Source organism: Hydrogenophaga soli, from assembly GCF_054777695.1.
Genome location: NZ_BAAHAK010000003.1, coordinates 424889 through 447192, shown reverse-complemented (window position 1 = coordinate 447192; position 22304 = coordinate 424889). Strand labels below are relative to the sequence as shown.

Annotated in this window: 19 protein-coding genes and 1 tRNA gene; 5 read left to right on the top strand and 15 right to left on the bottom strand. The window is 66.6% G+C overall.

The window, feature by feature from the left end; all coding sequences use genetic code 11:
• Positions 1-121 precede the first annotated feature (121 nt).
• Positions 122-1213: an ABC transporter ATP-binding protein gene (locus ACYVB7_RS07975; RefSeq protein WP_460506211.1), complete on the bottom strand. Its 1092-nt coding sequence runs from the start codon at positions 1211-1213 to the stop codon at positions 122-124.
• 110 nt (positions 1214-1323) lie between these two features.
• On the opposite strand from ACYVB7_RS07975, the gene ACYVB7_RS07970 reads away from it, so the two are divergent.
• Positions 1324-2949, top strand: a complete 1626-nt coding sequence (locus tag ACYVB7_RS07970) for an ABC transporter permease (RefSeq protein ID WP_460506210.1) — start codon at positions 1324-1326, stop codon at positions 2947-2949.
• A gap of 125 nt (positions 2950-3074) precedes the next feature.
• Positions 3075-5408, top strand: coding sequence for a methyl-accepting chemotaxis protein (locus ACYVB7_RS07965; protein ID WP_460506209.1), 2334 nt, complete (start codon positions 3075-3077; stop codon positions 5406-5408).
• A 21-nt stretch (positions 5409-5429) separates the two neighbouring features.
• Here the strand turns inward: ACYVB7_RS07965 and ACYVB7_RS07960 are convergent.
• Positions 5430-5504: transfer RNA gene (locus ACYVB7_RS07960), tRNA-Arg, on the bottom strand.
• Positions 5505-5547: 43 nt separating this feature from the next.
• Entirely contained in the window at positions 5548-5973 is a 426-nt protein-coding gene (locus tag ACYVB7_RS07955) for a hypothetical protein (RefSeq protein WP_460506208.1), read from the bottom strand.
• 190 nt (positions 5974-6163) lie between these two features.
• On the opposite strand from ACYVB7_RS07955, the gene ACYVB7_RS07950 reads away from it, so the two are divergent.
• Positions 6164-6838, top strand: coding sequence for a TetR/AcrR family transcriptional regulator (locus tag ACYVB7_RS07950; RefSeq protein WP_460506207.1), 675 nt, complete (start codon positions 6164-6166; stop codon positions 6836-6838).
• Here the strand turns inward: ACYVB7_RS07950 and ACYVB7_RS07945 are convergent.
• The 11 genes from ACYVB7_RS07945 to ACYVB7_RS07895 all read right to left on the bottom strand — a co-directional run bounded on the left by ACYVB7_RS07945 (position 6761) and on the right by ACYVB7_RS07895 (position 18249).
• Positions 6761-10732 carry a translocation/assembly module TamB domain-containing protein gene (locus tag ACYVB7_RS07945; protein WP_460506206.1) on the bottom strand — a complete coding sequence of 1324 codons (3972 nt, stop codon included), beginning with the start codon at positions 10730-10732 and terminating at the stop codon, positions 6761-6763. The two genes, ACYVB7_RS07950 and ACYVB7_RS07945, sit on opposite strands and share 78 nt — an antisense overlap.
• Positions 10729-12585 (bottom strand): autotransporter assembly complex protein TamA, encoded by a 1857-nt coding sequence (locus ACYVB7_RS07940; RefSeq protein WP_460506205.1) that lies wholly within the window; start codon positions 12583-12585, stop codon positions 10729-10731. Before ACYVB7_RS07940 ends, ACYVB7_RS07945 begins: the two co-directional genes overlap by 4 nt.
• 38 nt (positions 12586-12623) lie before the next feature.
• On the bottom strand, positions 12624-13811 hold the full coding sequence (locus ACYVB7_RS07935; protein WP_460506203.1) for a vWA domain-containing protein: 1188 nt from the start codon (positions 13809-13811) through the stop codon (positions 12624-12626).
• 67 nt (positions 13812-13878) lie between these two features.
• Positions 13879-14178, bottom strand: a complete 300-nt coding sequence (locus tag ACYVB7_RS07930) for a Fic family protein (protein WP_460506202.1) — start codon at positions 14176-14178, stop codon at positions 13879-13881.
• A gap of 116 nt (positions 14179-14294) precedes the next feature.
• The gene (locus ACYVB7_RS07925) at positions 14295-15191 is read right to left on the bottom strand and encodes a putative phage abortive infection protein (RefSeq protein WP_460506201.1); all 897 of its coding nucleotides are present in this window, start codon (positions 15189-15191) and stop codon (positions 14295-14297) included.
• Entirely contained in the window at positions 15188-15589 is a 402-nt protein-coding gene (locus ACYVB7_RS07920) for a PIN domain-containing protein (RefSeq protein ID WP_460506200.1), read from the bottom strand. Before ACYVB7_RS07920 ends, ACYVB7_RS07925 begins: the two co-directional genes overlap by 4 nt.
• Before the next feature lie 5 nt (positions 15590-15594).
• Complete coding sequence (locus tag ACYVB7_RS07915; RefSeq protein WP_460506199.1) at positions 15595-15825, bottom strand: antitoxin; 231 nt, start codon at positions 15823-15825, stop codon at positions 15595-15597.
• A gap of 168 nt (positions 15826-15993) precedes the next feature.
• Entirely contained in the window at positions 15994-16518 is a 525-nt protein-coding gene (locus tag ACYVB7_RS07910) for a DinB family protein (protein ID WP_460506198.1), read from the bottom strand.
• A 31-nt stretch (positions 16519-16549) separates the two neighbouring features.
• A complete protein-coding gene (locus tag ACYVB7_RS07905; protein ID WP_460506197.1) occupies positions 16550-17152 on the bottom strand; it encodes a GNAT family N-acetyltransferase in 603 nt (200 codons plus the stop codon).
• A 7-nt stretch (positions 17153-17159) separates the two neighbouring features.
• Complete coding sequence (locus ACYVB7_RS07900; RefSeq protein ID WP_460506196.1) at positions 17160-17396, bottom strand: hypothetical protein; 237 nt, start codon at positions 17394-17396, stop codon at positions 17160-17162.
• A gap of 10 nt (positions 17397-17406) precedes the next feature.
• A complete protein-coding gene (locus ACYVB7_RS07895; RefSeq protein WP_460506195.1) occupies positions 17407-18249 on the bottom strand; it encodes an AAA family ATPase in 843 nt (280 codons plus the stop codon).
• Between the two features lie 118 nt (positions 18250-18367).
• On the opposite strand from ACYVB7_RS07895, the gene ACYVB7_RS07890 reads away from it, so the two are divergent.
• The gene (locus ACYVB7_RS07890; protein WP_460506194.1) at positions 18368-19042 is read left to right on the top strand and encodes a c-type cytochrome; all 675 of its coding nucleotides are present in this window, start codon (positions 18368-18370) and stop codon (positions 19040-19042) included.
• A gap of 25 nt (positions 19043-19067) precedes the next feature.
• On the opposite strand, the gene ACYVB7_RS07885 is transcribed toward ACYVB7_RS07890, so the two are convergent.
• Positions 19068-21395 carry a patatin-like phospholipase family protein gene (locus ACYVB7_RS07885; protein ID WP_460506193.1) on the bottom strand — a complete coding sequence of 776 codons (2328 nt, stop codon included), beginning with the start codon at positions 21393-21395 and terminating at the stop codon, positions 19068-19070.
• 133 nt (positions 21396-21528) lie between these two features.
• Here ACYVB7_RS07885 and ACYVB7_RS07880 point away from each other — a divergent pair, with 133 nt between their 5' ends.
• A complete protein-coding gene (locus tag ACYVB7_RS07880) occupies positions 21529-22293 on the top strand; it encodes an enoyl-CoA hydratase (RefSeq protein ID WP_460506192.1) in 765 nt (254 codons plus the stop codon).
• The last annotated feature ends 11 nt before the right edge of the window (positions 22294-22304 follow it).

Below are 22304 nucleotides of genomic sequence, written 5' to 3'. Positions count from 1 at the left end.
TTGTGCAACGGGTGGACCGCTGTGGTGCAGCCGCACATGCAGGCGCTTGCGCCGGGACTGTTGCCAGCCTTGCGAAGGTGCGCCGGGATGAAGCGGGGAGGTCATGAAGCCATTCTAAGCCTCAGGGTGCCGGGGCTGCGTGGGGGCCTGCCCCACGGGGGAAGGTGACCACGTGGTCCACCTGCGGGCGGATGCCGATCCACTCGCCCACCGCGTGGTTGTGGTGCGAGGGCACGTGGGTCATGACCACGTCGCCACTGGCCAGCCGCAGGGTGTACAGGAACTCCGAGCCCCGAAACGCCTTGCGCATGATCTGTGCCTTCACCGGGGCGTGGTCGTCGTGCACGATGTCGTCGGCCCGCAGCAACACCTCGCACAGGCCGTCCTCGTAGGCGCTGGGCAGGGGGCATTCCTCCAGGTCCAGCAGGGGACCCAGCGGCGTGTCCACCACCGCCTCGCCGCCCGCACGGCTGATGCGGGCCGGGGCAAACACCCCGTGGCCGATGAACTCGGCCACAAAACGCGTGGCCGGGCGGTGGTAGAGCGCATAGGCGTCGTCCCACTGGTGCAGCACGCCCTGGCGCATCACGCCGATCACGTCGCCAATGGCAAAGGCTTCCAACTGGTCGTGGGTGACGAACAGGGCCGTGGCCCCCGCGGCCTTCAGGATGCCGCGCACCTCGTGGGCCAGGCGTTCGCGCAGGTCCACGTCGAGGTTGGAAAACGGTTCGTCCAGCAACAGCAGTTGCGGACGGGGGGCCAGGGCTCGGGCCAGCGCCACGCGCTGCTGCTGGCCGCCCGACAGTTCGTGCGGGTAGCGGTTGTGCAGGGGGGCCAGGCCCACCAGCTCCAGCACCTCGGCCACGCGCTGGGTGCGTTCGGCGCGGGGCAGGTCGTGCAGGCCAAAGGCCACGTTGCGCCCCACATCCAGGTGGGGGAACAGCGCGTAGTCCTGAAACACCATGCCCATGCGCCGCTGCTCGGCGGGCACATGCAGGGTGGGGCTGCTGACCGGTGTCTTGGCCACGCTGATCTGCCCACTGCTCACCCGCTCCAGCCCGGCCACCGCCCGCAGCAAGGTGGTCTTGCCGCAGCCCGAGGGGCCGATGAGCACCCCGATGTCGCCCGCGGCCAGGCCCAGGCTGACGCCTTCGACCGCCGCGCTGGCGGCCCCGGGGTAGCGGATGCTGAGTTGGTCAACGGCGAGGAACATGGCTGCGTGCAAAAAGGGTGCAGGTTGTTGCAGATGACTACAATTCTCATTCAAAACACAGGCCGCTGGTGCGCCAGCGTTTGCAACCCTTCATTTTGTTGAAGTCCACCATGCCACGCTGGCTGTCCCTGTTGCTGCTTGGCTTGCTGGCCGCGGTGCTCATCCTGCCGGTGGCGGCCTTGGTGTTGTCGTGGGCGCAGTGGAACGCCGAGGTGGCCCAGGTGCTGGGCGAAATGGCGTCCACCGTGCTGCCCCAGTACGCCAGCACCTCGCTGCTGCTGTGTATGGCGGTGGGCGTGGGCGTGGCGGTGGTGGGATTGCTCACGGCCAGCCTGGTCACGCTGTTCGACTTTCCGGGGCGCAAAACCCTGGAATGGGCCTTGCTGCTGCCCTTGGCCATGCCCGCCTATGTGGTGGCGTACGGGTACACCGACTTTTTTCAGTTCTCAGGGCCGTTCCAGGGCTGGGTGCGTGCCACCTGGGGGCTGCAGGGCCGTGTGTTCCCTGAGGTGCGCAACACCGCGGGCGCGGCCTGGGTGTTCACCTTTTCGCTCTATCCCTATGTGTATTTGCTGGCCCGCACGGCCTTGAGCGAGCGGGCGGGCCAGCTGATGGAGGCAGCCCGTTTGCTGGGCGCGCCGCTGTCGCGCCGCATCCGCGAGGTGGCGCTGCCCCTGGCCCGTCCGGCGGTGGTCGCGGGGGTGGCCCTGGCGCTGATGGAAACGCTGGCGGACTACGGCGTGTCCAGCTACTTCGGCATCCAGACCTTCACTGCGGGGGTGTACAAGGCCTGGCTGGTCATGGACAACCGCCTGGCCGCGGCCCAACTGGCCACCGTGCTGCTGCTGGTGGTGGCCGTGCTGCTGCGGCTGGAGCAGAAAGCGCAGGCGCGCATGCGCTTTGCCTTGACCAAGGGCGGGCGTGCAGGCGGGGCCGACGCACAGCCGGTCCGCCTGAACGGCCTGCAGGCCACAGCGGCGGTGCTGGCGTGTGCGGCACCCGTGGTGCTGGGGTTTGTGGCCCCGGTGGCCTTCATGGTGCACCCGCTGGTGGGGGGCTGGGCCGACTTGAACGTGGCCCCCTTTGCCGGTTGGGCGTTCAACAGCCTGAAGCTGGCCGCCCTGAGCGCCCTGCTGGCGGTGGCGGTGGCCTGGGTGCTGGCGTTTGCGGTGCGGGCCCAACGTGCCGCGCAGGGCTGGGTGCCCACCTGCACCCGCGGGGTGGTGCAAGCCGCTTCGCTGGGTTATGCCATTCCGGGTGCGGTGGTGGTGGTGGGCCTGTTGCTGCCGGTGGGCTGGGTGCAGTCGGTGGCCCCCGAAAGTGCGGTGGGCTACTGGATGACGGCCACCGTGCTGGGCCTGGTGTGGGCCTACCTGGTGCGGTTTGTGGCGGTGGCCTTGCAGTCGGTGCAAAGCGGGTATGCCCGCATTCCGGGCAGCCTGGACGAGTCGGCCCGCATGCTGGGCACCACCGGCTGGGCGCTGGCCTGGCGGGTGCATGTGCCGCTGCTGCGGCGCTCCACCGCCGCGGCCTTGCTGCTGGTGTTTGTGGACGTGATGAAGGAATTGCCCGCCACCCTGGTGCTGCGCCCCTTCAACAGCGACACCCTGGCCGTCATGACCTACCAACTGGCCCGGGACGAGCGCCTGGCCGAGGCCGCACTGCCTGCACTGGCGCTGGTGGCCGTGGGGTTGTTGCCGGTGGTGTTGCTCAGCCGCACTTTGCGGAGCCGTTGACTGAATCGGTCGGTTTGTAATGTTTCGTTAAGTACTTGACGATTATCATGCCCGCCCAACGCGTTGGCATGACCCTGGGGGGCTGTCTCGCACCAATGTGAGGAGACATACCTGTGAACAAGTGGATGAACACCATCATTCGTTGGCGCTTGTGGGCACCTGCTGTGGGTTTGATGCAGCGAATGCCGTTCCCGGCCAAGATGGGCTTGACGGCGTTGGCTTTTTTGCTGCCATGGGGCTGGCTGATGCAGAGCTTCATCGTCGCGCAGTGGCAGGGGCTGGATGCCGTGCGCCAGGAGCGCGATGGTGTGACGTATGTGCAAGCCATTTACCCTGCCCTGGAGGCCGCAGGCCAATGGCACTCGCAAGTCCGTGCCGCAGCGTCGGGTGACCGTGGTGCCGCGCTGACGGCGTCTCGCCAGGGGTTGGATGCCGCATTGAAGCAGTTGGCGTTGGTGGACCAGCGCTTAGGCGCACCGCTGGGTACAGAGGCGGGGTGGCGCAAAGTCCAATCAGCGCTTTCTGCCATGCCCGATCCGCAACAGCTGCCCCCTGACGCCCTGCGTGAGCGCATGGCCGCCGTGTCGCGCAGCCTGGCCGACTTGCTGGCCGGAGTTGCCGACCACTCCGGTTTGACGCTGGACCCTGAAATGGCGTCGTATTACGTCATGAGTGCGGCGTTGATGCGGGGTCCCATCGTGATTGAGCGCACTGCTGAGGTGGGTGCTCTGGTGGAGGAGGTCTTGGCCTCAGGGCAGCTGGATCCGGAACTGTGCAATCGGCTGGTGCGTTTGCTGGCGGTGATTCAGCACGAGCGCGACCTGGCCGCGGCGGACTTGGCCAAAGCCCGAGAGGCCGACGCTCAGTTGGCGCGGACCCTTGTGCTGTCGGGGGCGGACGCCACGGCGGAGTTGGTCAAAACCGTGTCGGCTCAGATCAAACCCGGCGACACCACGGTGGGGCCTGACAAGGCGGCTTTGGTCGCCCTGATTCGGAGCACCCAGGCGGCGCAGTTCAAACAGGTGCAGGCCAATCTTCAGCTGTTGGACGGGCTGCTGGCGGATCGTCACGCCCGGTTGCGTTCTCACACGGGCATCGCGTTGGTGGTATCGCTTTTGTGCATGGGCATTGGGGCCTACCTCGCCATGGGTTTTTACAGTGCCACGTTGCAAGGTTTTGCCGTGCTGCGGCGTGACATGCTGACCATGAGCATGGGGGACATGCGCCAAGACATCCGTCCGCTGGGACGTGACGAAATGGCCGGGTTGCAGCGCGAGCTGTCCTACATGCAGGCCAGTTTGCGCGACACCATCCGATCGGTGCGCCACAGCAGCAACGAGGTGGTCAACGCCAGCATCGAAATTGCCTCCGGGACCCGAGACCTGGCGGCACGCACCGAATCAGCCGCAGCCGCACTGGAAGAATCGTCGGCAGCGCTGGAGCAGACCACCGCCACCACCGGCCACACCGTGGACGCGGTGAAAAAAGCCACCGAACTGGCGCAAAGCAACGCCACCGTGGCGGCGCGGGGCGGCGAGGTGGTGGCCGAAGTGGTGCGCACCATGGAGCGCATCGAAGCCTCGTCGGCCAAGATCGGGGAAATCATCGGCGTCATCGACGGCATTGCCTTCCAGACCAACATCCTGGCGCTCAATGCCGCCGTGGAAGCGGCCCGCGCAGGCGAAGCCGGTCGAGGGTTTGCGGTGGTGGCTTCTGAAGTGCGGGCGCTGGCGCAGCGCAGTGCGGGGGCGGCCAAGGAGATCAAAGGGCTCATCGACAGCAGCGTGGAGCAAGTGACCCACGGCACGCAGGTGGTGCACGGGGCTGGCGAAGCCATGAAGGAAATCGTGGACACCGCCGACAAGGTCCGTGGCCTGATGAACGAGGTCAACACCGCCGCGCTGGAGCAGAACCAGGGCATTGCGCAGATCGGCCTGGCCGTTCAGGAGCTGGACCAGACCACCCAGGCCAACGCCGCGCTGGTGGAAGAGGCCGCTGCCGCCGCCACCGCGCAGCGCGACGCCGCGTTGCGCATGGCCGCCATGGTGGACGAGTTCCGCCTGACCCCGGGAAAGTCCGCTCAGGTGTCCAAGGTCCAGGGCATTGACGTGGACGCCATCATCGACGCCCACCGCCAGTGGAAGGTCAAGTTGCGCGACGCCATCGAAACCCATGCCGCGGTGGACACCGCCACGCTGTCGCGCGACGACTGTTGCGCCCTGGGCAAGTGGATTTATGGTGATGGCGGCAGCCGCCTGGGCCACAACGCCAGCTTCACGCAACTGATTGAACGGCACAAGGTGTTCCACCACGTGGCAGGCCAAGTGGGAGAAATGATCAACCAGAAACGTTTTTTTGCGGCGGAAACAGCCATGGCCCCCGGCACCCCGTTTGCCCAGGCCACCCGTGACGTGGTGCAGGTGCTGTCGGTGGCCAAACGGATGGGGTTTGATGCCTGAAGCGGTGTCAGGGCTTGGGTTTGGTACCACCAACAGGAATCGAACCTGTATCTAGCGCTTAGGAGGCGCTCGTTCTATCCATTGAACTATGGCGGCCAAGGCGGCGGATTGTAGCTTCCGCCTTGGCAGGCCCGGCCCCTCAACCCAGGTGCCGCCAGGCCCCTGCGCTGGCGGCACCCAGCAAGCCCAGCAGCACCACCGCACCCCAGCGGTGCTGCGCGTGGTCCAGCCGGGTGTAGAGCTCGTGGTGGCCAGCTTGCGCCGCTTGCATGCGCAGCCACACCAGCCGCATGCACCACAGGTTGGCCACGATGGCCAGCCCGCCCAGCACCGCCATGGTGTGCAACGGGGCCGTGGCGTGACTGGAGGGCCAGCCCGCCACCCCGGTCAGGCCCACGGCCAGCAGCAACGGGCCTTCCACCCACACGTCCACCCTCCAATGCAAACGCGCCAGTGGCAGGTTGGCTTGCCCCGATTGATCCGCCAGGGTGCGCTCGAACACCACCTCGGTCAGCACGCAGCCCAGCCACATTCCCGCGCACCACACGTGCAGCAACATCCACATGACGTTTCCCCTTCGGTTTGAAGGCCCTGATTGTTCTCATCGGTGGGCTGTGCACAATTCGCATTGCCCTCAGGTTTCTGAAGGGGCAGGAGGTTGAATGAACAAGCGGGCCGTTCGCTCACCAGATGGTGTGAACAAGTCATTGAATTCAAATCAAAAAATCAAGAATTCAGGTGTTCGACGCCAGCCCGTGCAGTCGCGTTCCCAGGCCACGGTGGCGGCCCTTCATCAGGCATTGGCTCAGGTTGTGGATCAAGCCGGTGAAGCGGGGCTCACCACCCAGGCCATTGCGGACCGGGCGGGCGTGTCCATCGGCACCTTCTACCAGTACTTTGCCGACCGCGAGGCGCTGCTGGCGCACTGGCTGCACACCGAGCGGGTCCAGGTGGATCGGGCCCTGACCGCCGACCTGAGCGCCGCAGTGCACGCCGGACACCCCTTGCCGCAGGCGGTGGACCAGGCCATGGCCTTGCTGTTGTCCCGTCTGGGGGGCGACACCCCAGGCCGTCAAACCCTGCTGCGCCTGGCCTGGCTGGCCGACGCGCACCACGCCCTGGCCCCGGCGCTGCAACATGCCGCCGAGCGCAACGCCGCCCTGTGGAGTCAGCAGGCCGATGCACAAGCCCAACCCCAACCCGATGCCGTGGCCATGTACGTGGCCATTCGGGCGGTGATGGGGGTCATCCGTGCGGCGTCGCTTGAGCAGTCCCCCTGGCTGGGCACCCCTGCGCTGCGCCAGCACCTGGTCACGGTGGTGTTGGCCTTGTTGCAGCCCGGGGGGGCGGCGTCAGTCGTGGGGCAGGGTGGCGATCAGGTCGATGGACTGGGCCTGCCCCGCACGGGCGCGCAAGGTCAGGCGGCGTGACACGTCGTAGAACAGGCTGATGGCGCTCAGCGTGCCGCTCAGGCTTTGTTCGTAGGCCACGTACAGGCGGTTGGACAGGCGTTTGCCCAGCAGCAGCGACGCATCGGTGGTGGTGCCGTCCGCCGCGGTGGTGGCGGTGCGCAGCGTCACGTCGTCCAGCCCCAGGGTGCGGGCCAGGCGACCGTCCAGCCCCGGCCCTGAGCCCGCCAGCATGGCCATGGCCGCTTGTTGCAGCACCGCGGCCTCGGCCCCCACGCCGGTGGCGGGGCGGCCCAGCAGCAGCCAGGCCAGTTTGTCGCTGTCGGGCAGGTCGGGTCGGGCGTACAGCTGCACGCGGGGTTGGCGTGCGCTGCCGGTGATCTTCACCCCCACCTGCTGGCCGGATTCGCCACTGCGCTCAAAGGCGCGGCTGGCCGGGCGCAGGGCCAGGATGTCCAGGGCCGGATCGTCGTGCGGACCGTTGAAGCGCAGTGCGCCTTCGCTGATGGTCAGCGACTGTCCGTAGGCCCGGTAGCTGCCCCGCACGGTGCGCACCTCGCCCACCACGCGCAGGTTGGGTTGCGCAGGGCTTCGGGTCAGCTGCAGTTGGCCGGCCAGCTGGGTGGACAAGCCCTGCCCCTGCACCGTGCAGGCGGGGCCGAGGTCCAGCGCCAAGTCCACGTCGGTCTGCCAGGCGGGGCGTGTGGGCGGCGGGGTGGTCACCTGGTGGTTGAGGCGCACCACCACGTCGCTGCCCTGGGTGGGAGCGGTTTCGTCGGGCAGGGTGAACTGCACCTGATCGGCCTTGAGCTGGCCCCGCACGGTCAGCAAGCCGGTGTTGCTGTTGGCCGGGGGGCTGTTGGGGGGCATGCCAGGCGCTTGGCCTTGCCAGGTGGCCAACACCTGGCCGCTGAGCACCAGGCGTTGGTCGGCCCGGGCCGACACGTTGAGGGCATGGGCCTGGGCTTGCAGCCGGATGTCGGGCGGGGCGCTGAGGTCGGGCCAGTCCACATGGCCGCTCACGTCCAGCCGCCCGCCGCGGGCTTCGCCCCCCGCGCCTTGCAGGCTGAACGATTGCAGGGTGAGCCGCTGCCCGTTCAACTGCGCCCGCAGGCTGCCGTTGCTGTAGCTCAGCCCTTCCACGGCTGACCGCAAGCCCAGTTGCTGTCCGGTCAGCTCGCCCTGCCACAAGGGGCGCATCAAACGCCCCGACAGTTGGGTGACCAACTGGGCCTGACCTTGCAGCCGCCACCCGGGCGGGGCCCAGTGGCTCCATTGGCTCAGGTCGGGCAGTTGCAGGGTGACGCGGCCCGCCAGCGGGCTGTCGGCCTGCAGGCGGGCGTCGGTGTTCAGCGTGGCGTCGAGTTGGCCCAGCAGGGTGCTGTCGGCCTTGATTTGCAGGCTGACGCCTTGGGCGTTGCCTTGCAACGCGGCTTGCAGGGTGCGCAAGCCCACGGCCTGGGCCGTGCCCGTGCCTGCCCCCGAGCCTTGGGGCCACCACAGGTCGCCCGATTCGCGCCCCCAGCGGGCCGACAGGGCCTGGTCGGGGCGGAGGCGGCCATCGGTGGGCCAGCGCAACGACCACGGGCCACCCAGGGTCAGGTCGCCGCTGGCGGTGGTCAACGGGTCGCCCTCGGGCACCGCACCCCGGGCCAGGCGCAGCAGGCCTTGCAGTTGCGGCAGGCTCCAGTGGGCCAGGGCACCTTGGGTGGACAGCAGGCCGTCTTCCCAGTTCAGGCCCTGCCAGCTCACCGAGGCGGCAGGGGCGGTGCTGGACCCTTGCCACAGCAAGCGGCCTGCGCCCAGTTGCACCTGTTGGGGGGAGGCCTGCACGGTCAGCCCCTCGTCGGCCAGGGTCCAGCGGCCCGACGGGGGGGCGGCCGGGTTGGCTCCCGCTCCCATTGGGGCGAGCGACAGCACCAACTGCCGCACCCGGCCTTGCCAGGTGGGTGCCGCAGCGGTGGCAACGCCGTTGGGGGTGGAGGTGCTGCTGGACCAGGTGCCGTCGGCGGCCAGGGTCAGGTCGCCTTGCACGCCTTGGCCGCTGAGGTGGCTTTGGAGGTCCAGAGCCAGTTGGGGGCCTTGCCAGCGCAGGTCCAGCCCGGCCTGGCCGCGGAGGTCCAGCGGGGGGGCGGATTCGGCCTGCCATGGGCTCAGCCACGGGCGCAACCAGGCTTGGACCGCTTCCGCCTGCAACACCCGCACGTTGAGTTGGCCGCTGGCGTTGGCCGCCGGGGCGCTCCACGGGCGGGTCAGGGCCAGTTGTTGCCACAGGCCTTGGGCGCTCAGGCCCGGCAGGTTCAGGTCGGCCTGACCATCCACCGTCCAGGAGCTTGCCGGGTGGGGGACGCCGACCTGGGGGGCGTGGGCTTGCGCGCTCAGGTTCAGCACGGCACCGCCCAGGGCCAGGCGGGTGTGGCTCAGGCTGATGCGTTCAGGTGACCACAGGATGTTTGAAAAAATCTGGCCTTCACGCTTTATTTGATTGGTATCTTTGCTATTGTTTTTGATTGTTGAGTCGCTGGGCGTGGCCCGCAGGTCCACCGTCAGCCGCGTGGGGGCTGTGGAGGGCGGGGCCACGGCCCGTCGGGCGGGGGGGGGCGAGGTGGGCGCGGTGTCAGGGGGAGTGTCAGGGGCGGTGTCGGTGCTGCGCAGGGCTTGGAGGTCGCCACTCAAGGCCAGGGCGGGCCAGGTGCTCCACACGGCGCGGGTGGACAGACCGTCCAGGCGCCACCGCCCCTGCCACGACGGGGCTTGCCACACCGGCCCGGCCCACTGGCCTTGGCCGCTGACACGGCCTTCGGCCAGCCGGGCGCTGAACTGGGACAACTGCCCCGCCTGGGCATGGCCCTGGGCTTGCAGCGTCAGTTCGGCCAGGGGCAGGCGTTGGCGGTCCCAAGGGCCTGCTTCGGGGTTGCGCAGCTGCACCTGGAGGTGCCACGGCTGGGGGGCTGTTGGGGGTGTGCCGGAGGGGGACGGCGGTGCCGGGACGGGGTTCACATGGGCCAGCCCCGTCAGGTGGGTGGTGGGCAGGCCGGGCAGCAGGGTGGCCAGGTTCAGGCCGTCCAGGGTGGCGTGCAGCTCGCCCACGGGTTGGGCGTGCCAGGGGTAGAGGCTGACGTTGGCTTGGGCCTGGGCCATGTCCAGCTGGGCGATCAGGCGGGCGTCGTCACCCGCCAGCGGGCCCTGGAGGCGCACGCTGGGTGCGGGGGATGCAGGCGCGGCCAGCAGGGGCAGCGAGAGCGTGGCGTCCAGCGTGTGGGGCGCAGTGGCGTCCAAGGTGGCTTGGAGCCGGTAGGGCGTGGCCTGTGCTGTTGCGGGCGCTTGGGGTTGGGCCTGGGACTGGGCCTGCGCCGTGAGGGTGTGGCGCTGGGTGGTGGTGTCGTAGCGGTGCTGGATGTCCAGTGCGTGCAGTGTCACCCGGGGCAGGGCGGGCAGGTGCAGTGCGTCGATGTGCAGCGTGCCCTCCACGGCCAGGGGCAGGGCCAGACCATTCAGGGACTGGGGGGCACCGGGGGAGGATGGGCGCTGGTCGTCCACGCTCAGGCTGCGCACGCTGGCTTGCCAGCGCAGGCCCTCGCGGCCCAGCTGCCATTGCACGTTCAAGCCCTGGGCGTCGATGTTCAGGCCGTCTTGCCGCCACCGCAGGTGGTCCATGGGGCCGCCCGAGCGCAGGCTGGCCTGGGGCGCTTGCAGTTGCAACGCTTGCAGTGCGCCCACCCACGGCTGGGCCCATTGCAGCGCGGTGTGCAGTGAGCCGGGCAAACCGCTCCACCACCACACCAGCCACGCCACGGCCAGGGTGCAGGCCAGCACCGCCCCGGGCAGCCATTGCAGCGCCGCGCCCACGGCAGTGGCCAGGGCGGTCAGCACGGTGCGCACCCCGTGGGCGAGCTGGCGGAGCCGGGCGTTCAAAACACAAACCCCGCCGACAGGTGCAAGCGGAACTGGCGGGTTTTCAGGCCATAGGCCAGGTCGGCCTGGATGGGGCCCACCGGCGTGCGGTAGCGCACCCCGGCGCCCACGCCCCAGTGGGCCTGGAGGTTGGCCACGCGGTCGGCCACCGCGCCCACGTCGGCAAACACGGTGCTTTCCCACGGGCTCAGGCTGCCGTCGGCGTGGGGCCAGGGGCGTTGCCACTCCAGGCTGCCGGTGCTCATCCAGCGCCCGGCGGTCACGGTGCCGTCGGCGGCGGCCACGCCAATGCTGCGCAGGGCGTAGCCGCGCACGGATTGGTCACCCCCGGTGAGGAAGCGCATGGCCTCGGGCACGCGGGCGCTGTCCTTGGCGACGATGGCCCCACCCTCGGCCCGCCAGGCGATGCGCCCTTCCCGGGCCGATGCCAGCGGCCACAGGCCCTGCCAGCGGACGGCGGCCCGGGCAAACGGCTGGCGTGTGGGGTGCAGCACCCAGCCCAGGCCGGTTTCCACGGTGAGGGTGTGGCCTTCGTTGGGGAAGGGCAGGGTGTCGTACTGGCGGCGTTGCCAGCGGTGGTGCAGGCTCAGGGCCAGGTCGGGCGTGTCCAGCCCCGCCATGCGCAGCGCCTGGGTGCTGACGCGGGATTGGTCCAGCTGCAGGGTGATGCGTCGGTTCAGCGCGGTGGTGTCGCGGGCGCGGCCCAGGCTGATCTGCTGGTTGGTGGTGACCTTGCCGGTGTCCACCAGCCGCTCGGCCTTGGCCCCGGCGGTCCAGCGCCAGCCCGAGGCGTCCAGGGGCAGGCTGAGTTCGGTCTGGGCGATGCGGTTGTTGCGCTCCAGCTTGATTTGGCTGTGGGCCCGGGCGTCCCACAGCCAGGGCAGGCGCAGCACGGTGTGTTCGGCGCTCAGGCGGGTGCCGCTGTCGGTGCTGCCGCCCACGCCCAGCACCAGCTTGCCGCGCCGCGCCTCACGCACTTGAATGCGGACCGGGCTGGCCTGCGTGTTCTGGCCCGGGGTGTCGCTGGCCTCTGCTGGGTCCACGTGCACGTACACCGATTCAAAGTACCCGCTTTGCGCCAGCTGCTGCTGGGCGTCTTGCAGGGTGGCGAGGTCGTAGGGCAGGCCCTCGATCAGCCCGGCCTGCGCGGCAATGCGCTGCACCCACTCGGCTTCGTAGCGCGCCAGGCCCTCCACCTGCAAGGGACCCAGGGTGTGGGTGGGGCCGGCGTCCAGTTCCAGGTGCAGGTGCACGGCGGCGTGGTCGCCGTCCACATCGGCCAGGCTGCCCACCTGCCGGGCGGCAGGGTACAGGCGCTGCGTCAGCCGGGCCAGGGTTTGGGATTTGGCGTCGTCCCACGCCGCTTGGGTGAACAGGGCACCTTCGGTCAGCGGCCACTGCGCCTGCAGCTGCTGGGTGAGGCGGGGGGCGGCTTCGGGGTCGGCATGGACGGTGAGGTGCACGCTGGCCACGCGGGCGGGCGGGCCGGGGTCCACCGCAATGTGCACGGTGGGGGGTGTGGCGTGGTCCGCGGGGGAGGTTGACACCTGCACGGTGGGGGCAAAGTGGCCCAGTGCGCCCAGCAGCGAACGCACGTTGGCGGGCACATCGGCACTGAGTTGGGCCAGCTCGGCGGGGGTGAGGTCAGGCAGCTCGCGGTAGCGCAGGATGTCGAGGTGGCGCTCCAGCGTGGCACGCACTTCGGGTGGGGCTTGAACCTCCACCTGGAAGGCCCATGTGGCAGGAGGGGTTGCCGTTTCGGTGGGGGCAGGCTCGGGGAGCGGTGGGGCCGCCTCCGCAGCGCCCGTCGCAGCCAGCGCCATCACCAGCATCAGGCTCCATGCGGGCTGCATGGCCCACCGCCCCCCCTGGGCCGCGGCCCAGGGGCGTGTCACTTGGACAGCAGGCGCATGGTGTCTTCCAGGCCCTTGAGGGTGAGCGGGTGCATGCGCTGGCCCATGAGCTGCTGGATGATGCTGATGCTTTGGCGGTACTGCCACATGCCGGGTGGCTCGGGGTTGATCCATGCGAACTTGGGGAAGGCGTGCGTGAGGCGTTGCAGCCATTCTGCGCCCGCCTCCTCGTTGTTGTATTCCACGCTGCCGCCGGGTTGCAGGATTTCGTAGGGGCTCATGGTGGCGTCGCCCACGAAGATGAGTTTGTAGTCCTTGTTGTACTTGCGGATGATGTCCCAGGTGGGGAACTTCTCGGCAAAACGGCGGCGGTTGTTCTTCCACATGTAGTCGTACACGCAGTTGTGGAAGTAATAGAACTCCAGGTGCTTGAACTCGGCCTTGACGGCAGAGAACAACTCTTCCACCCGGTGGATGTGTTCGTCCATGGTGCCGCCCACGTCCATCAGCAGCAGCACCTTGACGTGGTTGTGGCGCTCGGGCCGCATCTTGATGTCCAGCCAGCCCGCGTTGGCGGCGGTGCCCTTGATGGTGCCGTCCAGGTCCAGCTCGTCTTCAGCGCCGATGCGGGCGAACTTGCGCAGCCGCCGCAGCGCCACCTTGATGTTGCGGGTGCCCAGCTCTTGCGTGTCGTCGTAGTCGCGGTAGGCGCGTTGGTCCCACACCTTCACGGCACTCTTGCCGCCGCCCTTGCCACCAATGCGCACGCCCTGTGGGTTGTGGCCGCTGTGGCCAAAGGGGCTGGTGCCGCCGGTGCCGATCCACTTGTTGCCGCCCTCGTGCCGCTCCTTCTGTTCTTCCAGCCGCTTTTGGAGGGTGTCCATCAGCTCGTCCCAATCCATCTTGGGGGCGTTGGCTTTTTGCTCGTCGGACAGGATGCGTTCCATCTCCTGGCGCAACCAGTCCTGGGGGATGGGTTTGGTGAAGTCGGCCACCATTTCCACGCCCTTGAAGTAGGCGGCAAAGGCGCGGTCGAACTTGTCGAAGTGCTTCTCGTCCTTGACCAACGCAGTGCGGGCCAGGAAGTAGAAGTCGTCCATGCTGCACGCCTCGGGGTTGGTGGGGCCAACCACCCCCGCCTTCAGCGCCTCCAACAGCGACAGGAATTCCTTGACCGACACCGGCAGCTTGGCGTCACGCAGGGCGTAGAAGAAGGAGATGAGCATGGGGTGGCGGGGTGAATATGTTGTGAATAAAAATCAGGTCTAGCGCTTTTATTGATTGGTGTTTCAGCTATTGTTTTTGCAATTTCAGCTGCTTGCTACCTGAGGCGGTCAGACGGTACTTCTGGGTGGGGCTGTTGGGCGACTGCGGTTGGGTCATCTCAATCCACCCGGTGTTCAGTGCTGGTTGCAGGTAGTTTTGGATGAATGTGGGGCGGTGGCTCAGGCCCATTGCGCCCATGGCGGCTTTGGTGCCGAGGGGGCCGACAGCCAAAGTCACGAGCAGCTTCATCACCTGCGTTGTAGCTTGCTCGGTTACTTGTTCGGTTACTTGTTCGGTGCTTGTCGCTGGTTGGTGAATCGCGGGCATGGCCTGCGCCAGCCGCACCACCAGCCGCCCATCCGACGTGTTGGCACAGGCCCCCAGCGTTTTGCCTTCGGGTTGGGTGAGGACAGTGTCAAGCACGGTGTTTGGCGGCAGTGAGTTCAGGGGACATCACCCTGTGAAGAAGCGGGGGCTGCTGTGGCAAGTTCAGCAGCGCGGGTGCGACCGAAGACCAGCGGCGGGAGTTCCTGCTCCAAGGCGTTTCGTAGATACCCTCGATGCAAGTGCTCTAACAGTTGATATTTCTCGGCCAGAGGGACCATCTTGTTCCCTTCCTCATCCAGCCAGAGGTTGCATGCGAGGATGGTGAGTTCTGCTCGGCTGAGTTGTGCGCGAAACAGCTTGATGTAGCGCTCGTCCTGATCCCCCAATAGGTTATTGGCCTCCAAGAGGATTCGGAAGACGACACGGAAGTAGTGGTCGAACAATGCTCGAATGGCATCGGTATTCCACTTTGGACAGAGCTCATTGCGGGAGTCTTGTCGTCGATGCGTATCGTAAAAAGTGTCCAAAGGATCAGTTGCTCCACGCGTGTCAAAGTTTGACCAAATCGCTCCTTCGCTGCGCAAAAAGTGGGCAATCGCCTCCTTGCCCCCGTAGTGAACGGGAACGTCTGAGGTGGCCGACATGCGTGCGATCAACACCACAGAGCCAAGGGTTTGCTGATACACATTCAGCAAATCAAAAAACCGCTGTTCCTGGCGCTGCTGCTCTGCCGTCTTGGCCTGATCTTCCATGGCCAATCTGGATTGCTCCAGCTCGTCGCGGGTCAGTTTCAACTCCTCGCGCTGTAACTGCCAAACGCTGATAGCGACAAACAGCGTCAACAGGGAGACCAGCGGGTTGAGCAGGCCGCCGAAGAAATCGCCCATTTGCCCAAGTTTGTCTCCGTTGCCATGGAGGGGCAGGCTCCAAACATTGGCATAAACCAATGCCAATGCAGCGGCACCTGCCACTGCCAGCAACAGCAACCACCAAGGCGAAAAGAGCTTCTTCACAACCAACTCTCCACCTTCAGTCCCGGCACCCGCTCAAACTCCCGCAGGTTGTCGGTGACCAAGGTCAGGTCGTGCACCAAGGCTTCAGCCGCAATCCAGGTGTCGTTGCGGCCAATGGGCGTGCCCGCCTGTTCCAGCGTGGCGCGAATCAGCGCATAGCGCTCGGCAATGTCTGAGTCGATGACCAGGGCTTGGGTGTGCGCCACGATCTGGTCAATGACCCGGCGGCGGGTGGCGCTGCGGTCTCCCTTGTAGAAGCCCACGGTCAGCTCGCCGAGCACCACGGGGGACAGGTGAATCTGAGCGGGTTTGAGTTGGGAGAACCGAAATAGCACCGGCTCGGGGGTGCGGCGGATGATGTGGCTCCATACGCAGGTGTCCAGAAGATAGCCCTGCATGCGGTTCACCAGGCGGGTGTGTCGTCTTCGGGTTCGTCTGCCGGTGCGTCGGGCCAGTCTGGCACGGTGGGCAGTTTGGCCAGAAACGCATCCATGGTCATCGGTGCTTCCCGTATCACGATGGCATCACCCACATGTTCCAGCGTGACACGTGCGCTGTTGATGCGAAAACTCTTGGGCAGCCGGATGGCCTGACTGTTGCCCGACATGAACACGGCAGCACTGACTGGGGGCATGGCTGTTCTCCTGGAATCTGGGATATACGATTTGTATATTGTTTGCCAAGTGCCTTCCGTTGGCAATCGTTGTGCGGTGGGTTGCTTCAGATGGGTGTTGGGTTGACTTCAGTGTTGGATGCGGTGCAAGGGGCGGTGCCTGAGACGCGGTGAGCCCATCTGGGTCCATCACGCTACCGCCCTGCGCCCCGGCTCCTGCGCATGCAGCATGCGCGTCAGCAGTTCGCGGGGTGGCACCCAGCCAATGCCTTTGAGCATCTGGCTGACCTGTCCCCGGTGGTAGGTGCCGTGGGCGTGCAGGTGCAGCAGCATTTCCAGGCGGGTCATGCGCCCGGTGTCGCCGTCGGTGAAGGTGAAGGTCACGTGCTCGTTCAGGCTGTCGGGCGTGGTGTGGCTGGCGTGGGCCAGCAGCCAGGCGTTGGCATCGGCCAGGTCCCACGACAGTTGTTCGGGGCTGGGGGTGTCCGGCGTGTTGGTGGCGGTGTAGGAATGGGGCTGGCCGCTGAGGTGGGCGATGAAGATGCGGTCCACCACGTGGATGTGGTTCATCAGCCGCAGGGCCTGGTGATGAACGGCGCGGGCGGCGTCGTCCAGCGCATGGGTGGGCTGGCACAGCAGGGCCATGAGGTCCGCATCAGCCCACGCTTGGTAGCGCAGCAGTGTGCCCAGTGTGGCTTGAAGGGTGGGGTCCATGGATAATGTTGGTAAAAATGTGCTCTACCGCTTATTCCATGGTGCCTTTTTGCTTCAATAAATAGAGCAACTGTGCCTTGGCTTCCGGCCACTCCCCGCTGCGCATGCTGTACATCACCGTGTCGCGGATGGTGCCGTCGCGGCGCAGGGCGTGGCCGCGGATCACGCCGTCCTTCTTGGCACCCAGGCGTTCGATGGCACGTTGGGACGCAAAGTTGAAGTTGTCGGTGCGCCAGCCCACCACATGGCAGCCCAGGGTCTCGAAGGCGTGGGTCAGCAGCAGCAGCTTGGCGGTGGTGTTGACGTGGGTGCGCTGCACGCGCTTGGCATACCAGGTCCAGCCGATTTCTACACGCTTGAGGGCGGGCACGATGTCGTGGTAGCTGGTGCAGCCCAGCACCTCGCCAGTGGCGGTGTCGGTCACGGCAAAGGCAAAGCGGTTTCCGGCGTCGCGCATGGCCAGCGCGTCTTCGATGTATTTGCGGGTGTGCTCGGGTTCGGGCACCGACGTGATGCGCAGGTTCCACAGCTCGCCGTCGGCGGCGGCGGCTTTCAGGCCGGCTTCGTCGTCCAGGGTGAGGGGGCGCAGGGTGACGCCATGGGCGCTGAGGGTGACAGGTTCTACAAAGGCCATGGTGGGCTCACTTCTTGTCGTCAGGGGGAAGGTTGATCTTTTGCCACAGGCGCGCGGCGTGCAGACCCGCGCCGCCGCCCAGGCCCACGGCCAGGATGCCCATGATGCTGGCGCTGTCGTAGCCTTCGGAGAACAGTTCCCAGCCCATGCCCAAGGCCAGCCAGTAGCCGGCCAGGGCACCGCCGACAAAGCCCACGGCGTCGGACAGGCCCTGCTTGAGCAGGCGGTTCATTTGCGGGTCCATGGCGCAGCCCTCAACGGTTCCGTTGGTTCATGAACACCAGTTTTTCGAACAGGGTGATGTCCTGCTCGTTCTTCAGCAGCGCGCCCACCAGCGGCGGCACGGCCACTTTCTGGTCGGCGCTTTGCAGGGCTTCCAGGGGGATGTCTTCGGCCATCAGCAGCTTGAGCCAGTCCAGCAACTCGGAGGTGGAGGGTTTCTTCTTCAGGCCGGGCAGGTTGCGGATGTCGAAGAAAGTCTTCATGGCCGCGGTCAGCAGCTCTTTCTTCAGCCCGGGGAAGTGCACGTCCACGATCTGCTGCATGGTGGCTGCGTCGGGGAACTTGATGTAGTGGAAGAAGCAGCGGCGCAAGAAGGCGTCGGGCAGCTCTTTCTCGTTGTTGGAGGTGATGAACACCAGCGGGCGGTGTCTGGCGCGGACCAGCTCGCGGGTTTCGTAGCAGTAGAACTCCATGCGGTCGAGTTCGCGCAGCAGGTCGTTGGGGAACTCGATGTCGGCCTTGTCGATTTCGTCGATCAGCAGCGCCACCGGCTGCTCGGCGGTGAAGGCTTGCCACAGCACGCCCTTGACGATGTAGTTCTGGATGTCCTTCACCTTCTCGTCGCCCAACTGGCTGTCGCGCAGGCGGCTCACGGCGTCGTATTCGTACAGGCCCTGCTGCGCCTTGGTGGTGGACTTGATGTGCCATTGCAGCAGCGGCATGCCCAGGGCCTGGGCCACTTCTTCGGCCAGCATGGTCTTGCCGGTGCCGGGTTCACCCTTGACCAGCAAGGGGCGCTGGAGCGCAATGGCTGCGTTGACCGCGAGTTTGAGATCGGCGGTGGCGACGTACTGCTCGGAACCTTGGAATTTCATGGGCTGAAGGGGGTTGGGAGGAGGCGGAAAAGGGCCAGGAATGAGGGAAAACGCTGATAACCCAGTCTATATAATCGGTCGTTGATTTTTATCAATCAACCTTCATTGTGATGCCAACATGACCAAGAAGCTGCCCTCGCCGATCACCGCTTTTGTCGCCACTGCGACGCTTCTTTTCACGGTTGCCGGCGCTCAGGCACAAGGGGTCACGGGCGATGTCAAGGCGGGGGAGTCGAAGGCGGCCATGTGCATTGGCTGCCACGGCATTCCGGGTTACCAGAACGCGTTTCCCGAGGTTCACAAGATCCCCATGATTTCCGGTCAGCAGGCAGGCTACATCATGTCAGCTTTGCAGGCCTATAAAAAGGGTGACCGCAAGCACCCCACCATGCGGGGCATGGCCGGTTCGCTGACCGAGCAGGACATGGCCGATCTGGCTGCGTTTTACAGCGGTCATGCGGGCAATGTCACCGTGGGTGAAGCACCCTCCAAGGCGGCCCCCGCGGCTGTGGCGGCCTTGCTGGAAAAAGGTGCCTGCGTGTCCTGCCACGGGGCCAACTTCAGCAAGCCCATCGACCCCAGCTATCCCAAGATTGGTGGCCAGCATGGCGACTACCTGTACGTGGCCCTCAAGTCGTACACGGTGGAGGGCAACAACGTCATCGGCCGTGGCAACCCCATCATGGGTGGCGTGGCCAAGCAGTTCAAGCTGGCTGAGCTGAAGCAGCTGGCCAACTACCTGGCCAGCATCGACGGCGAGTTGAAGACCGTTCCCCAGTCCAAGTTCCGCTGAAGGCCGCTTGCCGCGGCCCCCGCGTTCAGGGCCGCCCCAGGAACAGATAGACGCCCGGCGACTGGCCCTGGCCTTTGACCAAGGCCAGGTACACGGGCCCCAGCCCCGTGTCAGCCGCCACATACAGGCTGTAGGCTTTTTTCAGGCCACCCCAGCGGATCTCGCTGGTGTCACGCCACGCATTGCCCCACTCCATGGAGCCCCCGGCGTAGAACCCCCGGGCGATGCCGGGGTCGATGTCCAGGCGCTGGTAGTACCCCAGGCGCACCAACCCCAGGTAGTTGCCCGCCACCTGTCCAGGTTTGAAGCCTGAAAGCTGCTGGAAGCCGCCCAACGAATACTCGTCCATGGCCCCTGCCGGAATGTCGGACGCGCGGGCCACGCGGGCGTGGCTGTTGAGTGTGTGGTGTCTCCAGCTGTGCACCCAGTTGCCCGTCCATTCCAGCCGGTGGAAACCCTTGCGGGTTCCATCGGAGCGTCGATGGCCCAATTCAGCATCGGCCACCATGCGGTGGCCTTCGCGGGGGAAACTGGTCTGGTCCAGCTGGTCGGTGACCAGGCGAAACCGCAACCCGGATTCGGTCCAGCGGTCGGCGGCGTTGGTTTCAGGCGCGGTCACTTGACTGGCTGCATGGGTGCTGATCAGCACCGAGTCAATGGTGCGGCGGTTGGCGAACAGGCCAATGAGCGCACTGCCAAGGCGACCCCCACGACCCAGCGACCACCCGTGGTCGATGCCCAAGGCATGGGTGTTGCGGTTGTACAGCGCGAGTTGCGTGCCATCGAGGGCAAACAGTTCCACGCGTTGGCTGCGGGCGGTGGCGTGAACCGACAGGTAGCGGTCGTGGTCACCGCCCCAGGGGTGGTACAGCTCGGTGCGGGCTTCGGTGTTGGCCCCAATGCCCAGCTGGTTGCGCCATTCGGTGCCCGATTCGGTGAGCCAATGGCGGCTGTGGGCCAGACGCAGGTTGAAGGCCGAGTCGCCACGGAAGTTGGTGTGCAGGTCCAGCCCCGCGCGCAGGTAGTTGGGGCCCCAATCGTTCTCCTTGAGTTCGAACACCAGGCCGTCTTGCAGGGTGTGGGGGTCGGGCACCAGCCGGTAGTCCACCTGGTCGTAGTCACCGCTGGCCGAGAGTTGTTCCAGGTCGCCGTTGAGTTTGGCGGGGTCCAGCGGCTGCCCCGCCTGGGTGTCCACCAGCTTGTTCAGCTGGGCGGCTTGTTGGGGTGTCACGCCCTCAAACCGCACGTAGGCCAAGGCACCGGGCAGGGGCTCGGTGTGGGCCTGCCGACCCAGTTGCCATTGGGCGTAGTCGTCGGGCGAGACGGCAAAACGGGCCAGGGCTTCGCCCACCGATTGGCCATAGTCCAGCCCGATGCGCGAGATGTCTTCCGCACGGTCGAAATCGGCGGAACTGTGCTTGCCCAGCGAAGGCGACAGCAGCAAGTCGTTGACGGTGAGCAGGGCGATGCTGCGTTGCACGTTCTGCTCGGTGAGGATGTTGATCATCTGCTGGCTCACCCCCAGCACGTCGTTGAGCGTTTCCCGCCCCGCCAGGGGGGTGCCGATGTTGACCGCAATCACCACGTCCGCCCCCATGGCGCGGGCCACATCCACCGGCAGGTTGTTGACCAGACCCCCATCGCCCAGGATGCGCCCGTCCATTTCCAGCGGCGAGAACACGCCGGGCACCGACATGCTGGCCCGCAGTGCGGCGGCCAGGTCTCCACGGTCCAGCACCACGGGTTCACCCGTTTCCATGTCGGTGGCCACCGCGCGGAAAGGAATGGACAGGGCGTCAAAGTGGGTCAACTTGCGGGTGTGCAGCGTGAAGTGGCGCAGCAGCCATTCCAGCGAGCGGGTGGACACGGCCCCCGTGGGCACGCGGAATTCCCCATCTCGAAACCCCAGTTCCACAATGGGCAGCAGGTTGAAGTCGTCCTCCTTGCGGTGCTGGGGCAGGGTGGGGCGCGGGGCCCGGCGCTCGAAAAGCGTGTTCCAGGGGATGGACAGCAACTCGGCTTGCAGCGCCTGCGGTGACATGCCGCTGGCGTACAGGCCACCCACGATGGCCCCCATGGAGGTGCCCACCACCAGGTCCACGGGCACATGGGCTTCTTCCAGGGCGCGCAACACCCCCACATGGGCAAACCCGCGGGCACCACCGCCGGACAACACCAACCCCACCACGGGTCGGCGAGGCTTGGCGCTCGATGGGCTGGGGGTGGGCTTCAGCATTGCAGCCACAGCAGGGGCCGCATCGGCGGCCCAGAGGGCCGTGCACCCGGTGGCAGCGGCCAGCAAGATGGGGCCGATCAACAAGCGACGGGCGGCAAAGCGAAGGTTTTGGAGCATGGGCGCAGTGGCAGCGGGCGACCGCGCGATTCTGCCTGCTGTCGCCCACGGTGCAGCCCTGGAGTTGGCCCCTCAACGCGGACGGGGGGTTTCATGGTAATTTGCACGCCACTTTTTGGGTCAGATTCCATCCATGTCAGACATCCTCATCCACACCGAAAACGGCATTGCCACCTTCACGTTCAACCGCCTGGACAAGAAGAACTCCATCACCCGCGACATGTACGCCGCCCTGGCCGATGGCCTGGAGGCCGCCGCCACCGACGCCGCCGTGCGCGTGGTGGTGTTCCAGGGGCACGAAACGGTGTTCAGCGCAGGCAACGACCTGGCCGACTTCCTCCACAACCCGCGGGCCGATGAAGACGCCCCGGTGTTCCGTTTCCTGCGGGCCATCAGCGGCTTTTCCAAGCCGGTGGTGGCGGCGGTGTGTGGCCCTGCCGTGGGCATTGGCACCACCCTGCTGTTCCATTGCGACCTGGTGTACGCGGGCGACAACGCCGCGTTCTCCATGCCGTTTGTGAACCTGGGGCTGTGCCCGGAGGCGGCTTCCAGCCTGCTGGTGCCGCAGATGCTGGGCTACCACCGTGCGGCCGAAGCCTTGCTGCTGGGGGAGCCCTTCCTGGCCGAGGCCGCTTTGGAGGTGGGGCTGGTCAACCGCGTGGTGCCACCGTCCGAGGCGAACAACCTGGCGCAGGCCGTGGCCGCCAGGCTGGCCGCCAAGTCGTCCAGCAGCCTCATCGAGTCCAAGCGCCTGATGAAACAAGGCCAGGCCGCCCTGGTGGCCCAGCAAATCCGCACCGAGGCCGAGGTGTTCGGGCGCATGCTGCGCGAGCCCGCGGCCAAGGAAGCGTTCAGCGCCTTCCTGGAAAAGCGCCGCCCCGACTTTTCCAAGTTCTGAACCCATCCCCC

What these genes read in the sequence shown, in the direction of transcription:
- ACYVB7_RS07975 (WP_460506211.1), bottom strand. Translation starts at nt 1,213, where the DNA reads ATGTTCCTCGCCGTTGACCAACTCAGCATCCGCTACCCCGGGGCCGCC.
- ACYVB7_RS07970 (WP_460506210.1), top strand. Translation starts at nt 1,324, where the DNA reads ATGCCACGCTGGCTGTCCCTGTTGCTGCTTGGCTTGCTGGCCGCGGTG.
- ACYVB7_RS07965 (WP_460506209.1), top strand. Translation starts at nt 3,075, where the DNA reads ATGAACACCATCATTCGTTGGCGCTTGTGGGCACCTGCTGTGGGTTTG.
- ACYVB7_RS07955 (WP_460506208.1), bottom strand. Translation starts at nt 5,973, where the DNA reads ATGTGGATGTTGCTGCACGTGTGGTGCGCGGGAATGTGGCTGGGCTGC.
- ACYVB7_RS07940 (WP_460506205.1), bottom strand. Translation starts at nt 12,585, where the DNA reads ATGCAGCCCGCATGGAGCCTGATGCTGGTGATGGCGCTGGCTGCGACG.
- ACYVB7_RS07935 (WP_460506203.1), bottom strand. Translation starts at nt 13,811, where the DNA reads ATGCTCATCTCCTTCTTCTACGCCCTGCGTGACGCCAAGCTGCCGGTG.
- ACYVB7_RS07930 (WP_460506202.1), bottom strand. Translation starts at nt 14,178, where the DNA reads ATGCCCGCGATTCACCAACCAGCGACAAGCACCGAACAAGTAACCGAA.
- ACYVB7_RS07920 (WP_460506200.1), bottom strand. Translation starts at nt 15,589, where the DNA reads ATGCAGGGCTATCTTCTGGACACCTGCGTATGGAGCCACATCATCCGC.
- ACYVB7_RS07915 (WP_460506199.1), bottom strand. Translation starts at nt 15,825, where the DNA reads ATGCCCCCAGTCAGTGCTGCCGTGTTCATGTCGGGCAACAGTCAGGCC.
- ACYVB7_RS07910 (WP_460506198.1), bottom strand. Translation starts at nt 16,518, where the DNA reads ATGGACCCCACCCTTCAAGCCACACTGGGCACACTGCTGCGCTACCAA.
- ACYVB7_RS07905 (WP_460506197.1), bottom strand. Translation starts at nt 17,152, where the DNA reads ATGGCCTTTGTAGAACCTGTCACCCTCAGCGCCCATGGCGTCACCCTG.
- ACYVB7_RS07900 (WP_460506196.1), bottom strand. Translation starts at nt 17,396, where the DNA reads ATGGACCCGCAAATGAACCGCCTGCTCAAGCAGGGCCTGTCCGACGCC.
- ACYVB7_RS07895 (WP_460506195.1), bottom strand. Translation starts at nt 18,249, where the DNA reads ATGAAATTCCAAGGTTCCGAGCAGTACGTCGCCACCGCCGATCTCAAA.
- ACYVB7_RS07890 (WP_460506194.1), top strand. Translation starts at nt 18,368, where the DNA reads ATGACCAAGAAGCTGCCCTCGCCGATCACCGCTTTTGTCGCCACTGCG.
- ACYVB7_RS07885 (WP_460506193.1), bottom strand. Translation starts at nt 21,395, where the DNA reads ATGCTCCAAAACCTTCGCTTTGCCGCCCGTCGCTTGTTGATCGGCCCC.
- ACYVB7_RS07880 (WP_460506192.1), top strand. Translation starts at nt 21,529, where the DNA reads ATGTCAGACATCCTCATCCACACCGAAAACGGCATTGCCACCTTCACG.